Origin of the sequence: Collimonas pratensis (assembly GCF_001584185.1) — a bacterium.
GTDB classification, from domain to species: domain Bacteria; phylum Pseudomonadota; class Gammaproteobacteria; order Burkholderiales; family Burkholderiaceae_D; genus Collimonas; species Collimonas pratensis.
On sequence record NZ_CP013234.1, the window covers coordinates 4,910,655 to 4,924,649 of the forward strand.

The window sequence follows — 13,995 nt, forward strand, 5'->3', positions numbered from 1 at the left end:
ACGACGATCACGTGCAAATGACGCCTCCCCGGCAAAGGCCAGCGACACCCAACCCGGGGCATTCGCCATTGAATGAGCTAGGTCGTCGCCCGGTGCGCTCCTCGCCGGGGGCGTCTCGGCCCATGACTCCGATGCGAACGCCGATCGGAACTCCAATGAGGTCCCCGACGAGCGACGTGGTGCAGCGGATGCTTCGAGATATACAGCACATGACTCATGATATCAATCATCTGGTTCGCGTCACTAGTGGTATTCCCGCCCTCAGCGCCCAACACGACGCTGCAATTCATGTGCAGGGCCAGATCCGTCGTCGCCTTGAAGGCGGCGTCCGCGCCGGCGGTGGCGACGATTTCCGTCGACGCATAGGGCGAATTGGGAATCAGGTCAACAATTATTATGCGCGCCACCCAGAGGCAGCGCTGCCTCCTGCACAGCGAGCACGTGGGGGCGATGCAGGCGTTAGGAGTGATGTCCTGCAGACGGCCTCGAACATGCTGACCGGCTTCGAGACCGTGGTCTTCCACGGTGCGAATGGCATGGCGTCGCTCAGAGCGCTCGACCACCTTCAAGACATTGCCAGAAACCGGGAGGTGGATCCCGCAGTCATTAACGCTGCTCGTCAGGCAGGCAATTCCCCCGCTGTCTTAGTCGATAATCTGCTAGCGCTGGTACAACGCAATCCGCCTATCCTGTCTCCTCACACTCGTCGGTAATCCCGCTAGCCGACCGGCGATCTCTCTGATCTCGGTCAGCCTTGAACTCAGCCAAGTTTCAAGGCTAAAGTGATTGCGGCTTGCCTACAGCCTGACGTATCAATTGCATCGGTTGTGCTGGCCAATCAACTCAATGCCAATTTTTTCTCGGCTGGGTCAAGACGTATCGAGATCAACAACTGGCCGGCGTAACTGCAAACACGAATATCGAGCCGCGCATTAAGCCTGCGAGCTGCGCGCCAACGACTTTGGTTCCAGTTACATTGAAGGCTGCCGGTGCTCAGTCCTCTGGCGACATCCGGATCGAAATCCGGCGCCAGCAAACCGTCTTTCAAGTTACTTGGCCTACGTTGTTGATTTACTGAGATGGACCCGACACCACCAAGAGGATCAAACTAGCGTTTCATCCAATTTACGTGTGGAGGAGGTCTGTCATGGATATCGACATTCTGGGAATCGATTTGGCCAAACGGGTGTTCCAATTGCACGGCGCCGATCGTCGCGGCTATGCGCAGTATGGCGCCAAAGTGATGCGTGCAGAGCTGCTCAGCACGGTACGCAAGCTCGCGCCACGAATTATTGCCATGGAAGCTTGCAGCTCGGCGCATTACTGGGGTCGGCGTTTCAAGGAAATGAATATCGAAGTAAAGTTGATCAGTCCGCAATATGTCAGCCCCTTCGTCAAGACCAACAAGAACGACGCCAACGATGCTGCAGCGATCGTTGAGGCTGCCAGTAGGCCGACCATGCGATTTGTACCGGTAAAGTCGGTTGAACAGCAAGACATGAGAGCGGTTCATCGCGTACGTGAATTGCTGGTGCATCAGCGTACTGCCTTGATCAATCAGGTAAGAGGGTTAACCGCTGCTTCGTGCCGTTTGCAAGCAAGTCTATATATCGGCCGATTCAGATCCTTCAAGGAGGGTGTACAGAGCGAGTTTTTCATGTATTTCGTGCATTAAGGTTTCGCCGTGAGACTCAAGTTTTCGCTGCTCACTCGAGGCGGTTCGAGTCGATCCCGTCCAATAACGTTAGGGAATAACAAACTATAAATAAAAATTCAGAAAGTTGATAAATGCACATTAATAATAATCAAGTTTTAGCCAGTCCCGCCAATACAGATACCCAAACTAACGACGAGCTTTCCATATCAGCACAGGAACGTTTACCTTCCACACCAAGCAGCTCATTCGAGCTTGCAGGTTTGCCCGTACGCAAAAAGCGCAAGATGCCCGAGACATCGAGTTCATCGAATGTGCGGAAACGGCAGGTCGTTGTGTCGAACCAGTTGATCGCCCCCAAAAAACCTGCGGCAGGCGGAGTTGCCGTCGCGTTGAGCGAAGCGATGCACGATATCCAAACTAACGACGAGCTTTCCACTACAACACAGGAACGTTTGGGCCAACGTTCAGGATCGTCCAGCCGCAGTTCTGGAGATTTCGGGCCTTTGGCTTTGCTGTCCGGCTTGCGGCCGCAGTCCGATCGCAGCTTGCCGGATGCCGCATTGGAAATTATCGGAGCGGGGCCTCGCCGATCGCCCGCGCCATCTTCCATGTCTGCTGGCAAGCCGGCGCATGTGAGCACGGTCAGCAAACGCAATGGCCTATTGGTGGCGAAAGACCCGGTGATTGGCGCTTTGCTGCGCCATGCCGGCGCCGAACAGGCGGGTAGCGAGATCAACAATTTGCACATCGGGTCTGGCACGCAGCTTAAGATGACCCATAGCCCGGACCTGGCGGCGCAGCTGGAGGAGCTCACCGAGCATTGCAAGGTGACGACCCCGGCGCAGGAAGGAGAAGAAGCAAGTGCCGTAGGCAACGTAATGATTCCGCTACTGCAACAAGTCATCACAAAGGGCAGCGCAGCTTTCGGCGAGCATGCCCACGTGGCATGGCTGCTGGAAGCGGCGGCACCGCACATTGTATCGAACCATGCCGAGTTGGGGCGGGTGGTCAACCAGAAGGTCAATCAGAGCCCGGAACTCAAGCTCAAACTCGGGGCGGGTGCGCTGCTGGAAATAGCGACCAAGAAAGAACTGGACCTCAAGGGACTGATGGGCAGTTTGTTGGTCAGCAGCGGCCTGGGCTCGGGTTGGGAGCTGTGGTTGTCTCATGTGATCAAGGATTCGTTGTTCGGTAAGGGCTTTTCCCCCTCGAAGCTGGGTTTGAAGCTGGCCGGCATCGATTCTGTGCCGCCACTGATGATCGAAACATTGGATACGCTGATTGTTCTGTCGATAATGAAGACGATGAAGGGCGAAAAGGACTGGTCACTGAAGGACCTGCTGCCGAAGGCGATCAAGGCGGGCGCGATGTCGGCAGTGTTTTCATATCCCAACAACGTGCTGCAATACATGAGCACAGGCATTAAACCGGTCGATACCGCGTTGAACGTGCTCACGACCGAAGCGGCGATCTTCTCCGCCGCAGCCGGCGTGCCGCTGGAAGTGAAGGAAGGTGAAGAAGGCATGCACGATGCTCTTCTACAGAAGATCAGCGACGGCATGCTGGCACCGCCGCTGCCGGGCGAGACGCAGGAAGCGCATGTGCAGCGCATGGTCGATAACGCGATAGCCATCGCGCCAGGTGAGAGCATTGCGCAAAAATCGATGGGGCTTGCCGCTGTCATCGGGCTGGTGCCGTTCATCCTGGGAGATACGGCCACCAAACTGGTGCCGGAATCGGTCTTGCGGATCGTGCGCAGTACCGCATTCAATCCCATCGAGGCCATTGGGCTGAATTTTCTGGCCATCACAGCGAAGGTAGGGGTGAGTGGGCTGATGACATCCGATCACCAGAAGCACGCGCAAGTAGTCAACTTAATCCTGGACCGCGCCCGCGGCAACGATCAGGAGGCGGGCGCCCAACCGATATCTACGCAGGAACTGCAAGGCATTCTGGCCCCCAAGCGCGAGTTCCTGAGGTCCGTCGGCGCTTCGGTGATTCAGGGCATGAATGGCATGTTCCAGGCTATGTCTTACGCCGGTCAGGCTTTGAGTTCGGCTGCTTCGCATGTCGGGATACCGCACATGCGGCGGTCTTGAGCGCGCTGAAGGCGAAACAGGCCAGTGCCTTTTCAAGAGCAATGTCAGTTGTAAGCGATTTTTAAACGCCGCCCCACTGATTCTGAGGTTTACCCTCAACAACTGACACTCGTTTCTTAAGCCGCCTGTGGCTGTTTGCTGAAATTTTCAGCAAACAGCGCTGGTTTACCACCTATCTTCCAAGTCGGATCCCCTTCCGCGACGGTGTAAACCTCTGGTGACAGAGTGATGTTGCTCAGTTGTATATACTCTGGAAATGGGAAAGCCGGACAAAGGTCATCGTGTCCGGCTTTTTTTGAAGTCTTGGAACCATACGACAGTGATGGAGTGACGACTAATATGAGCGGTCTTCAGCACCGGCTTCCTGGTAAATCCCCCTCTCCCCCAAAAAATAAGAGTCTGCTGTCATGTTTTTTCTTCTCAAAGATAGATAAGGAGAACGCAAGATCAATGAGACAAGATTTACGACTATTTTTCAACGGACAAATGTGACAGCCCAGCTGTTATAGTACGCCACCTCGCAACAAAACATCCGTCGGCAGCTGGTATGTTTCATACCGCCTAGTCGTAATGCATCTAGCAATGCCTGTGGATTAACCATCAAGCCCCTGCCTAGTGTATTGAGTGTCCTGTATTGCGCCACAACAAACTGTTGGCGCACACGCATCATTCTTTAACACTTTGGAGCGGTGCGTTTAGTTCAGCCGAAAAAAATGCCAAGGTCTGGCATTTTGTCTGCGCTTCAATCGATAATCTGTAATTAATTTACTGTATGTGTAAATTCTTACGACCCCATTTATCTCATCTTTTCAGACCAATTTATCGCGCGCCGCTTCAAAAATTTAGGAAAATCGAGCCACTATGAAAAATTCAGAGTTAAATGAACAAAATCCCCGTGAATTCAGACTTAGATGATTATTTGATGCAAAGTTAGCCGAGCAGTGAACATATAACTCTTTGAATTAAAAGAATGTCTAGTTTCGAGTTAAATGAAGTTCGACAGCAAGCCCCGGTCTTGCACCCGGATTATCGCAAACTGCCAGATCAGGGACCTGTTTAGGCCGGAACTTATGCACGCTCCTGGTGAAAGCCGGTCCGATGATGCAGGCGCAAATTATGCTTAATACGCATATCGTCATCCGGTAAAGTAAAAAGCACAACGGCCGGACGGCAGCAGTGCAATAATTGTGACGCTTGTTTTCTGTCCGTACAGCCAGTCCGCTGCCGGATCAGGCACAGGCGCCATATTCAAAGCTGGGGGCAAGCGGCTTGCCTCCGAATAAAAGGGAGAAGGTATGCGTACTACTTATTGGTTGAAACCATTGGCGGCATCGGTGCTGCTGCTGGGCTTGCTGGGCAGCGTACAGGCGGCATCCGCACCGGCGGTCGAGGCGAAGAACGGCATGGTGGTGACTTCCCAGCACCTGGCTTCGCAGGTCGGAGTCGACATCCTCAAGATGGGCGGCAACGCCATCGATGCGGCGGTGGCGGTAGGCTACGCCCAGGCGGTGGTGAATCCCTGCTGCGGCAATATCGGCGGCGGCGGCTTCATGACCATCCACCTGGCCGACGGCCGCGATACTTTCATCAATTTCCGCGAAACGGCGCCGGCCGCTGCCAGCGCCAATATGTACCTGGACGCTAACGGCAAGGCGATCACCAACGCCAGCCTGTTCGGCTACCTGGCGGCCGGCGTGCCGGGCACCGTGCTGGGTCTCGACAGTGCGCAACGCAAATACGGCAAGCTGACCCGTGCCCAAGTCATGCAGCCGGCAATCAAGCTGGCGCGCGACGGCTACATCCTGAACCGCGGTGACACCGACATCCTCGACACCACCATCGCCCAGTTCAAGAAGGACCCGGAAGCGGCACGCCTGTTCCTGCGCCGCGACGGTACGCCATTGCAGCCGGGCGACCGCCTGGTGCAGAAGGACTTGGCCAAGACCCTGGAAGCGATTTCGCGCAACGGTCCCGACGCTTTCTATAAAGGCGCGATCCCGGAAGCCGTGGAACGCGCCTCCAAGGCCGGCGGCGGCATCATTACCGCAGCCGACTTCGCCAGCTACAAGATCAGCGAAAGCGCGCCACTGTCGTGCAACTACCGCGGCTATGTCTTCGTCTCCGCCCCGCCGCCTAGTTCCGGCGGCGCCACCATGTGCCAGATCCTCAATATCCTTGAGGGCTACGACATGAAGGGACTCGGCTTCCACTCGGCATCGGCGGTGCACTACATGACCGAAGCCATGCGCCATTCTTATATGGACCGCAACACTTTCCTGGGCGACCCGGCCTTCGTCAAGAATCCGCTGGACCGTCTGCTGAGCAAGGAATACGCCGCTTCCATCCGGGAAAAAATCAGCGCCGACAAAGCCACGCCGTCGGTAGAAGTACAGCCGGGCATGGCGCCGCACGAGAAGCCTGAAACCACCCACTACTCGATCGTCGACAAGGATGGCAACGCGGTGTCCACCACCTACACCATCAACGGCCGCTTCGGCGCCGTGGTGATTGCCCCGGGCACCGGCTTCTTCCTCAACGATGAAATGGATGACTTCACCGTCAAGGCCGGCGTGCAGAACCTGTTCGGCCTGGTGCAGGGCGCGACCAACTCGATCGCCCCCGGCAAGCGTCCTCTGTCGTCGATGGCGCCTACCCTGGTGACCAAGGATGGCAAGACTTACATGGTGCTGGGTTCGCCGGGTGGTTCGCGCATTATCACCATCACGCTGGAAACCGCCTTGAACGTGATCGACTACGGCATGGCGCCGCAGGAAGCGGTCGATGCGCCGCGCATCCATCACCAATGGCTGCCGGACGAGGTGTACTACGAAACCCGCGGTCTGTCGCCGGATACCCTGAAGATCCTCGACGGCATGGGCTACAAGATGAAGGAACAAACCCCTTGGGGCGCGGCTGAGCTGATCATGATCGGCTTGCCGGGTGCGGCAGGCGTTGCCGGAGCCAGCTCGGGCAACGATGCCGGTGTTTCGGGCATTGTCCGTCCGGGCCTGTATTACGGCGCCAACGATACGCGCCGCCCTGCCGGCGCTGCTATCGGTTACTAAATAAGTAAAATAAGTAAATAAGCCGTTTCCGGTTTGTTACGTAAAAGATGGGCATTCGTGTCCATCTTTTTTTTCGCCCGCGCAAAACAAAGTACCGTTTCCATGAGTAAAACGCATGGCTCCAATAGTATTTATCGTTTTATCCGCGGCGCAATCAAATTTACACTGCGCTTATCCTCCTCCGATAAAGAGCGCGCATGTCCACCACCAATCTGCAAATCATGCTGGCCTCCCTGCTGGGCGCCGAGCATGCCGAACAATTATCCAGTCTGCTGAAGATCCCGGCCAGCACTCTACGTCCACGGTCAGAAAATGTAGCGCGCATCGAAATCGCCCAGGCGCTGAACATGTTGCTGTTCGAAAAACTACTGAAAGCTGTCCCGCAAGGCAACGACTATGTGCAGGATTCGGTCCGCGCCGGCAACAAGATCCGCTTCGATCACGGCGCCCTGCGTACCGTGCTGGGCATCAGCACCGGCACTCTGCCGGCCGGCGAGGCGGCATTCACCCGCATCCTGCGGCCGCTGGGCTATCGCGTCAACGGCATCTACCCTCTGCAGCGGATCAGCATGACCGGCCGCGCTTACGCCCATGAGGACGATGCCGAAGAAATCGCCCAGTTCTTCCTGAGCGAACTGCATCCGCACAATTTCTCGGCTGAATTCCAGCACACCGTCAACCGGGTCCTGGCAACCTCGCGGGATCCAATCGACTTGCACTCGGCGCAATTGCTGCAGCAGCTCGGCAAGGATAAGGCTCTGCCGATAGCTAACGCGCTGACGCTGTTGCCAGTGCTGGTGGCTTGTTTCGAGCGCCAGCATGATCTGCCGAGCATCGCCGATTACCAGACCCTGCTGGCGGAATCGGCCGAGATGGCCTGGATTTCGACCGAGGGCAATGCCTTCAACCACGCCACCGACCGCGTGCCGAACGTGGAGCAGGTAGCCGATGCGCAGCGCGCTCTGGGCCGTGCCATCAAGGAAAAGATCGAAGTCTCGCGCAACGGGCGGGTGCGCCAGACCGCCTTCCGCGCCAGCAGCGTAACGCGCGCCATGCGCGATGAAAACGGCGAACTGGTCGAGATGAAGGTGCCGGGCTCGTTCTACGAATTCATTTCGCGCGACCGCTACCTGGACGCTGACAGCCAGACCGAAAGGCTCGACCTGACCTTCGACAGCGGCAACGCCCAGGGTATTTTCAAGATGACCGCTTCCGCCGCGCAGACCGCTAATGCAGCAGATGCCTGAAATGAACCAAAGATGAAGCAACAATGACAAGCGCCAGCCTGCCCCTGCAAAAAATCAGCGACCTGCTTGGCCCGCAAGGTTGCCTGAGCACGCCGGAGCAACGCCAGCCGTACGAACACGGTGCCCGCTACGGTAGCGGCAAGAGCCTGTGCATTGCTCGCCCAGCCAACATTGAAGAGGCGGCCGAGCTGCTGCGCCTGTGCGCGCGGGACAAGATCCGCATCGTCGCCCAGGGCGCGAACACCGGCCTGGTAGGCGCGTCCTCGCCCGACCATAGCGGCCACGATGTGGTGCTCAGCATGGAACGCATCAAGGGCATCATCGATATCGACCCGGTCGACCGCGTGGTGCAAGCCTATGCCGGCACCCGCTTGTCGGAGCTGAACCAGGCGCTGGAAAAGCACGACCTGTATTTCCCTATCGACCTCGGCGCCGATCCCTCGCTGGGTGGCATGCTGGCGGCCAATACCGGCGGCGCCCGCTTGATCCGCTATGGCGATGTGCGCCACAACACCCTGGGGCTGGAAGCGTTGCTGATCGATCCGCCCGGTGCACGGCTGGACCTGACCAACCGGCTGCGTAAAAACAATACCGGCCCCGACTGGAAACAATGCTTTATCGGCACCGGCGGCGCTTACGGCCTGGTCACCCAGGTGGTGTTGCAGGTGCATCCGCGGCCGCAGCAAAGCGCGACCGCGCTGGTGGCGCCGGCTTCGATGGAAGCAGCGGCGCTGCTGCTGCGCGACGCCGAACGCAATTTCGCCGACTTCCTCAGCGCCTTTGAAGGCATTTCGCAAAACGCCCTGCAATCGGTGCTGCAGCATGTGCCGGGCATCACGGCGCCGTTCGAACCGCTGCCGCCTTATGCCTTCTTGATCGAGTTGAGTTCGGCACGGCCGCGCAGCGCCGATTTCGACCTGGAAAAGCTGTTCGGCGCCTGGCTGGAAAGCTGTTTCGGCGACCTCATCCTGGATGCCGTGATCGACAAACCCGAGGTGCTGTGGCGCATCCGCCACGCCATCAGCGACAGCGTGCGCCAGGAAGGCAAAGTGGTGGCTTTCGATATTTCCGTGCCGCGTTCCCGGCTCGGCCAGTTCCGCCAGGACGCCGTGGCGCTGCTGGAACACGGCTATGCCGGCATCAAGGTCTTCGATTTCGGCCACTGGGGCGATGGCGGCCTGCATTTCAACCTGGCGATTCCCGAACAGCTGATCGCCGATTTCCCGCCGCTGCGCATCAACGCCCTGCGCCAGGAAATCTACGACCTCGCGGTGCTCAAATACAAAGGCAGCTTCAGCGCCGAACATGGGGTCGGCCCGTTCAACCAGCAATTCTACGAGCGTTACACGACGCCGGAACAGCTGGCGCTGGCGGCAAGGATGCAAACCGTGTTCGATCCCGAGCGCTTGCTGGGAGTGACCAGCTTTGCTTCTACGCGCTAATGCCGCCGTCGATGCCGCTTAGCGCCCATGCAAGCTAAAGGTAAAGCTGAAAAGCCGCGCGTTTGGTATAGTGCCTGCTCGATAGCAAGCACGGCAGCACATACCTACTCGGCAACACGAAAAATGCGCAGATTCATCCCCTCGACCTCCTGCCTGATCGCTTTTGACACGGCGGCGCGTCACCTGTCCTTCACCAAGGCCGCCAACGAACTGCACATGACACAGGGCGCAGTCAGCCGGCAGGCGGCGATCCTGGAGGATTACCTCGGGGTAAAACTGTTCGAGCGCATCAACCGCCGCCTGATCCTGACCGCCGCCGGCGCCGAATACGCCGGCCAGGTGGCCGTCATCCTGAAAGAAATCGAGATGGCGACCTTCCAGGTGATGGCACACAAAAATTCGGGCGGCGTGCTCAATCTGGCAACATTGCCGACTTTCGGCATCAAGTGGCTGATTCCACGCCTGGCCAAGTTCACGGCAGCCCATCCTGACGTGATCCTGAACCTGAGCACCGAGGTGCTGCCTTTCGATTTCAACAAGCGCTCGGTCGACGCCGCCATCCACTTCGGCGAACCGAACTGGCCGGGCGCGGTGATGGTGCGGCTGATGGGCGAGGAAGTGGTGCCGGTGTGCAGCCTGGCGCTCAGCCAGCAGATCAAGCGCATCGAAGACCTCGGCAGCATGACCTTGTTGCAACATACCACCCGCCCGCAAGCTTGGCAGGACTGGTTCGACCATGTCGGCGTGGCCTGCCCCGACGCCCTCTCCGGCCCGCGTTTTGAGCAGTTGGCGATGGTGATCCAGGCGGCGGCCGCCGGCCTTGGCGTGGCGCTGATGCCGAAATTCCTGGTGGAGACCGAAATCGCCCTCGGCCAGCTGCACGTGCCCTTCCCTTTTGCCGTGAAAAGCCCGCAAGCCTATTACCTGACCTATCCCGAGAAAAACGCCAGCAAGGCGGCGGTGCTCAAGTTCCAGGAGTGGATCCTGGGCGAACTGGCAGACGTCTGAGCCACGCTTTTACCTCTCTGCATGATCAAAGGTAATGATGTCCTGATATTTTTTGATTTTAAGAATCCCCGATTTATTCCTTATACTCAGCTATATCGCTGATATGAAACTCGCCCATTCTTGCGGCAAGCTGATAGAACTCAGAACAAGGACATCATGACGCAAATCTCATCCATCTTCGCCGAACTCGGTTTCGACTTTTCCGCCCGCGCCGGCGAGGACCTGCATTCTCGCTCGCCACGTGACGGCGCTGCGATCGGCGCGCTGCGCGCCAATTCCGTGGAAGAAACCGAAGCCGCCATCAAGAATGCTCATCAAGCCTATGAAAAATGGCGCGTGGTGCCGGCGCCGGTGCGCGGCGAACTGGTGCGCATCCTGGGTGAAGTGCTGCGCGAACACCGCGAGCCGCTGGGCAAGCTGGTGACGCTGGAATCCGGCAAGATCCTGTCCGAAGGCATAGGCGAAGTGCAGGAAATGATCGACATCTGCGATTTTGCAGTCGGCCTGTCGCGCCAGCTGTACGGCCTGACCATCGCTTCCGAGCGTCCAGGCCACCGCATGATGGAAACCTGGCATCCGCTGGGCGTGTGCGGGGTCATCACCGCGTTCAACTTCCCGGTCGCCGTGTGGGCCTGGAATGCCGCGCTGGCGCTGGTATGCGGCAATGCCGTGATCTGGAAGCCATCCGAAAAAACCCCGATGGTCGCACTGGTCGTCCATGCGCTCTATGAAAAAGCCGTTGCGCGTTTCTCGCAACAGCGTCCGGACCTGCTGCCGGCAAATCTGTGCCAGGTAGTGCTGGGCCGCGCCGAAATCGGCGCCACCCTGTCGGCCTCGCCGCTGGTGCCGCTGGTCAGCGCTACCGGCAGCGTGCGCATGGGCCGCAAGGTCGCCACTACTGTCGCCGAGCGCCTCGGCCGCAGCCTGCTGGAATTGGGCGGCAACAATGGCATGATCGTCACGCCGACCGCCGACCTCAGCCTGGCTTTGCGTGCGATTACCTTCTCCGCCGTCGGCACCGCCGGCCAGCGCTGCACCAGCCTGCGCCGTCTGTTTGTCCACAGCAACATTTATAACGATGTGGTGAGCCGCATCGAACGCATCTACGCCAGCGTCAAGGTCGGCGATCCGCTGGCAGCGGATACCCTGGTCGGCCCGCTGGTTGACCAGCAATCGTTCGAAGCCATGCAAGCGGCGCTGGTGCAAGCCAAGGCCGAAGGCGGCGTGGTCACCGGCGGCGAACGAGTGCAGGTCGGCGACAACGGCAACGCATTCTATGTGCGGCCGGCGCTGGTGCGCATGCCGCAGCAAAGCGCCATCGTGCATCACGAAACCTTCGCGCCTATCCTGTATGTGCTGTCCTACGATAACTTCGAAGATGCCGTACGCCTCAACAACGCCGTGCCGCAAGGCCTGTCGTCTGCCATCTTCACCAATGACGTGCGCGAAGCTGAAGCCTTCATGTCGGCCAGCGGCAGCGATTGCGGCCTGGCCAACGTCAACATCGGCACCAGCGGCGCTGAAATCGGCGGCGCTTTCGGCGGCGAGAAAGACACCGGCGGCGGCCGCGAATCAGGTTCCGATTCTTGGAAAACTTATATGCGTCGTGCCACCAACACCATCAACTACAGCCGCACCTTGCCGTTGGCACAGGGCGTCAAGTTTGATATCGACTAAGCCGCGCTAGTTGAAATAAAAAGGCAGGACGAGCATGCAAAAGCTCATCCTGCCTTTTTTCATGTAGGGTGGGCACGATGCTGTGTCCACGTGGAGATATCCGGCAACGCGTGGGCACAGCAACGTGCCCACCCTACGTTCTTTATATTTTCAGCAAAGTCGGTGCGCGCTGCTGCAAGATATCCTCCATTCGCACCTGGATCGCCTGCTTCATTTCCGGGTGCGTCAGGATATAGAAACGCTCGGCGGCAATCGCGTCGAATACATCGCCAGCCACCTGGCTTACCGGGATACCGTGCTCCACCGCATGCAGCACCGCCATGCCGACCTTGGCGGCCACCGGATCGATGGCCGTCGGCACGGTTTTATCACCGTCGCGATTGCGTTCCGAATGGCCGATGCCGGTCTTGACCCAGCCCGGACACAGCACCGAAACCTTGATGTGCGACTGCCGCAACGTCAGGTCATGATGCAGCCCTTCGGACAGCGTCACGACCGCATGCTTGCTGGCGTTGTAGCTGGACAGGCTGGGCTGTGAAGTCAGGCCGGCCATCGAAGCCGTGTTGACGATATGCCCCTCCTCGCCGTGTTTCAGCATCGTCGGCACAAACGCGCGCAAGGCATGGGTGACGCCATAGAAATTGACGCCCATGACCCAGTCCCAATCCTTCTGGCTGGTTTCCCAGGCTGGCTTGGCGACCGCGACGCCGGCGTTGTTCACCAGCAGATGCACCTTGCCGAATTTGGCGAAAGCTTGCTCCGCCAGCGCGTTGACCTGCTCTTCGCGGGCAACGTCGGTCGGCACACCGATCACGTCGACTCCGTGCGCCTTGAACTCCGCCACCGTGGCTTCGAGTTTGGCGGCGTTGATATCGGCCAGCACCAGCTTCATGCCCTCGGCCGCCGCCCGTACCGCAATGCCCTTGCCTATACCTTCGGCGCCGCCGGTGATAACCGCGACCTTACCTTGTAAATTCTTCATGCGTATTTTCCTGTCAGTGCTTAATTCAACAAATAACCGCCGTCGACATTCATGCAAACCCCGGTGGTGTAGCTAGCCGCCGGCGACACCAGGTACAGTACCGCGCCGGCCATCTCGTCCGGCTGGGCGACGCGGTTCATCGGAATGTGCTGCAAAGCCTGCTTCAGGATCGCCGGATTGTCGATCAGGGCGGCCGCGAACTTGGTCTCGGTAAAACCCGGCAGCAAGGCATTGACGCGCACGCCGCTGGCCGCACACTCCTTGGCGAAGGCCTTGGTCATCGAGATCACCGCCGCCTTCGTGATCGAGTAGATGCCCTGGAACACGCCGGGCGTGACGCCATTGACCGAAGCGACATTGACGATGGCGCCGCCACCGCCTTGCGCCATCAGCTTGGCGCCGAAGGAAGACATGAAGAAATAGCCGCGGATGTTGACGTCGACGGTTTTCTGGAAGGCGCCCAGGTCAGTGTCGACGATAGGTCCGAAGTGCGGATTGGCGGCGGCATTGTTGATCAGGATGTCGAGCCGCCCATGCTTGCTGGTGATAGCCTGGAACAATGCTTCGATCTGCGCCATTTCACCGATGTGGCAAGCCATGGTTTCAGCCGTGCCGCCGGCTGCGACGATCTCGGCCACCACCTTGTCGCAGGCTTCCGCCTTGCGGCTGGACACGATGACGTGCGCGCCATGCTGCGCCAACGTGCGCGCGATCGAGGCGCCGATGCCGCGGCTGGCGCCGGTCACCAGGGCGATCTTTCCTTTCAGGTCAAACAGGGATGTGCTGCTCATGCCTTGCTCCTTTTAACTTGTCGCTGG

10 protein-coding genes and 1 pseudogene are annotated in these 13,995 nt (G+C 58.6%); 8 read left to right on the top strand and 3 right to left on the bottom strand.

Annotation, left to right across the window (positions count from 1 at the left end):
- Positions 1-209 precede the first annotated feature (209 nt).
- Complete coding sequence (locus CPter91_RS21820) at positions 210-713, top strand: hypothetical protein (RefSeq protein ID WP_150119790.1); 504 nt, start codon at positions 210-212, stop codon at positions 711-713.
- Positions 714-838: 125 nt separating this feature from the next.
- Here CPter91_RS21820 and CPter91_RS26770 read toward each other — a convergent pair whose 3' ends face one another.
- On the bottom strand, positions 839-1,048 hold the full coding sequence (locus CPter91_RS26770; protein WP_150119791.1) for a hypothetical protein: 210 nt from the start codon (positions 1,046-1,048) through the stop codon (positions 839-841).
- 99 nt (positions 1,049-1,147) lie between these two features.
- Between CPter91_RS26770 and CPter91_RS21825 the strand changes: the two are divergent.
- The 7 genes and pseudogenes from CPter91_RS21825 to amaB form a co-directional block, all read left to right on the top strand.
- A pseudogene (locus tag CPter91_RS21825) lies at positions 1,148-1,573 on the top strand (IS110 family RNA-guided transposase); the annotation flags it as partial.
- A 215-nt stretch (positions 1,574-1,788) separates the two neighbouring features.
- Positions 1,789-3,756 carry a type III effector gene (locus tag CPter91_RS21830; protein ID WP_150119792.1) on the top strand — a complete coding sequence of 656 codons (1,968 nt, stop codon included), beginning with the start codon at positions 1,789-1,791 and terminating at the stop codon, positions 3,754-3,756.
- 1,403 nt (positions 3,757-5,159) lie between these two features.
- Positions 5,160-6,821 carry a gamma-glutamyltransferase gene (gene ggt, locus CPter91_RS21835; protein ID WP_236906070.1) on the top strand — a complete coding sequence of 554 codons (1,662 nt, stop codon included), beginning with the start codon at positions 5,160-5,162 and terminating at the stop codon, positions 6,819-6,821.
- Between the two features lie 197 nt (positions 6,822-7,018).
- Positions 7,019-8,068, top strand: a complete 1,050-nt coding sequence (locus CPter91_RS21840) for a DUF1338 domain-containing protein (protein ID WP_061944134.1) — start codon at positions 7,019-7,021, stop codon at positions 8,066-8,068.
- Positions 8,069-8,091: 23 nt separating this feature from the next.
- Positions 8,092-9,510 (top strand): FAD-binding oxidoreductase, encoded by a 1,419-nt coding sequence (locus CPter91_RS21845; RefSeq protein ID WP_061944136.1) that lies wholly within the window; start codon positions 8,092-8,094, stop codon positions 9,508-9,510.
- A 123-nt stretch (positions 9,511-9,633) separates the two neighbouring features.
- The gene (gene gcvA, locus CPter91_RS21850) at positions 9,634-10,518 is read left to right on the top strand and encodes a transcriptional regulator GcvA (protein WP_061944139.1); all 885 of its coding nucleotides are present in this window, start codon (positions 9,634-9,636) and stop codon (positions 10,516-10,518) included.
- Positions 10,519-10,674: 156 nt separating this feature from the next.
- The gene (amaB, locus tag CPter91_RS21855; protein ID WP_205631629.1) at positions 10,675-12,195 is read left to right on the top strand and encodes an L-piperidine-6-carboxylate dehydrogenase; all 1,521 of its coding nucleotides are present in this window, start codon (positions 10,675-10,677) and stop codon (positions 12,193-12,195) included.
- Positions 12,196-12,337: 142 nt separating this feature from the next.
- Here amaB and CPter91_RS21860 read toward each other — a convergent pair whose 3' ends face one another.
- The gene (locus CPter91_RS21860) at positions 12,338-13,177 is read right to left on the bottom strand and encodes an SDR family NAD(P)-dependent oxidoreductase (RefSeq protein ID WP_061944141.1); all 840 of its coding nucleotides are present in this window, start codon (positions 13,175-13,177) and stop codon (positions 12,338-12,340) included.
- Between the two features lie 20 nt (positions 13,178-13,197).
- Positions 13,198-13,968: an SDR family oxidoreductase gene (locus tag CPter91_RS21865; protein ID WP_061944144.1), complete on the bottom strand. Its 771-nt coding sequence runs from the start codon at positions 13,966-13,968 to the stop codon at positions 13,198-13,200.
- Positions 13,969-13,995: the final 27 nt, after the last annotated feature.

What these genes read in the sequence shown, in the direction of transcription:
- CPter91_RS21860 (WP_061944141.1), bottom strand. Translation starts at nt 13,177, where the DNA reads ATGAAGAATTTACAAGGTAAGGTCGCGGTTATCACCGGCGGCGCCGAA.
- CPter91_RS21830 (WP_150119792.1), top strand. Translation starts at nt 1,789, where the DNA reads ATGCACATTAATAATAATCAAGTTTTAGCCAGTCCCGCCAATACAGAT.
- CPter91_RS21865 (WP_061944144.1), bottom strand. Translation starts at nt 13,968, where the DNA reads ATGAGCAGCACATCCCTGTTTGACCTGAAAGGAAAGATCGCCCTGGTG.
- CPter91_RS21845 (WP_061944136.1), top strand. Translation starts at nt 8,092, where the DNA reads ATGACAAGCGCCAGCCTGCCCCTGCAAAAAATCAGCGACCTGCTTGGC.
- CPter91_RS21840 (WP_061944134.1), top strand. Translation starts at nt 7,019, where the DNA reads ATGTCCACCACCAATCTGCAAATCATGCTGGCCTCCCTGCTGGGCGCC.
- CPter91_RS21820 (WP_150119790.1), top strand. Translation starts at nt 210, where the DNA reads ATGACTCATGATATCAATCATCTGGTTCGCGTCACTAGTGGTATTCCC.
- amaB (WP_205631629.1), top strand. Translation starts at nt 10,675, where the DNA reads ATGACGCAAATCTCATCCATCTTCGCCGAACTCGGTTTCGACTTTTCC.
- gcvA (WP_061944139.1), top strand. Translation starts at nt 9,634, where the DNA reads ATGCGCAGATTCATCCCCTCGACCTCCTGCCTGATCGCTTTTGACACG.
- ggt (WP_236906070.1), top strand. Translation starts at nt 5,160, where the DNA reads ATGGTGGTGACTTCCCAGCACCTGGCTTCGCAGGTCGGAGTCGACATC.